Origin of the sequence: Vibrio sp. 10N.222.46.A1 (assembly GCF_041473595.1) — a bacterium.
Taxonomy (GTDB): domain Bacteria; phylum Pseudomonadota; class Gammaproteobacteria; order Enterobacterales; family Vibrionaceae; genus Vibrio; species Vibrio tasmaniensis_A.
Map to the genome: position 1 here is coordinate 1 of NZ_JBFRSN010001013.1, position 1,266 is coordinate 1,266.

General features: G+C 44.7%; 3 protein-coding genes. All 3 read right to left on the minus strand.

The features are described 5' to 3' along the window. Window positions 1–395: molybdopterin-guanine dinucleotide biosynthesis protein B (gene mobB, locus AB4496_RS23140; protein ID WP_372132119.1), on the minus strand; the 395-nt coding region annotated here is incomplete at its 3' end. Continuing rightward, complete coding sequence (mobA, locus tag AB4496_RS23145; protein WP_009846744.1) at window positions 395–979, minus strand: molybdenum cofactor guanylyltransferase MobA; 585 nt, start codon at window positions 977–979, stop codon at window positions 395–397. The genes mobB and mobA, both read right to left, overlap by 1 nt. Next, on the minus strand, window positions 957–1,266 hold a 310-nt coding region (locus AB4496_RS23150), incomplete at its 5' end, for an ABC transporter ATP-binding protein (RefSeq protein ID WP_372132121.1). The genes AB4496_RS23150 and mobA, both read right to left, overlap by 23 nt.

The following is a 1,266-nucleotide window of genomic DNA, read 5'->3' on the forward strand; positions in this document are numbered from 1 at the left end:
AACCAAGGTTTACCCACTTCATCACGGTGAAGCTCGATTTTAGGGAAAGCAATGTTCTTACAGCCTTCAACCAAAATCAGATCAAGTGTGTTGGTATCAAAACGAGTCAACAGGTAATCAAAATCGGCTTCTGCTTCTGGAGTCTCAGTCATCATCACATGACGGTTACGCGAAGCTATCAGCATTTGATTTGCGCCCGCTTTGCGTAAACGGTAGCTGTCTTTGCCCGGCTTATCGACATCAAAATCGTGGTGAGCATGTTTTAGCACACCAACTTTTAAACCCGACTCTGTCAATAAAGGAAGCAGAGCTTCTAATACGGTTGTTTTGCCTGTGCCACTGTAAGCAGCAAACCCCAATAGAGGAAGGTTAGGGCGTTGTTTAGAATCTTTCATTATTGAAGCGTTCCGAATTGGGTGAGTTCTTCTGGCGTGTTTAGATTCACAAAGCAGTTAGGAGAATCGCTAAAATCGACATATTCCGTGACACACTCTTTGTACAGCAAGATAATTTTACGATCACCACGTTCCAAAAACGCTTCCAGCTTTGGCAGAACACGTTTGTGGAATAGGGTGAATACTGGTTGCTTAAATTCGCCATCATGCGCGACAAGAATGTCGCTGTCTTCTTTTACTGCTGCACAAAAACGTTCAACAAGGTCATCACTAATCTGTGGGCTGTCGCAAGGGACAAAGCCGACCCAATCTGTGCTCGCGTTTTTAAGGCCAGCATGAATGCCGCCCAATGGGCCTGGATAGTCAGGGAAAGAATCGGAAACAACCGGTGCAAATGCTTGGTAACTGTCTAAGTTACGGTTGGCATTGATGGTAATGCTGACATCTTGTTGTGACAGCTTGTTAATAACGTATTGAATAAGCGGAGAACCGTTGAGCTCAACGAGTCCTTTATCTTTTCCGCCCATACGGCTGGCTTGTCCGCCAGCCAAAATAACCCAACTAGTTTGCGTTGGAAGCAGCATAAATATTCTCTTGTGCTTTGTTCTTTTTAATAACTTGCAGAAGCGGCGATTCGGTCAAAGTATTGTCTTTAATCCACCATTGCTTCTTACATAAGTCGGTTAACGCGTTAGTTTGGTGGCTAGTGATGACTAAACTCGCGCCTCTCTGAAGAAGATCTTCGGCCATAATCACCAATCTTTCAATAGATTCTTTGTCTAAAGAAGCACTTGGTTCATCCATAAGCAAGATTGAAGGCTTAAGAATCCAAGCACGGGCCATTGCCACGCGTTGGCGCTCACCACCAGAC

Excerpts from the sequence above, each read along its gene's own strand:
- mobA (WP_009846744.1), bottom strand. The coding sequence starts at position 979 with ATGCTGCTTCCAACGCAAACTAGTTGGGTTATTTTGGCTGGCGGACAA.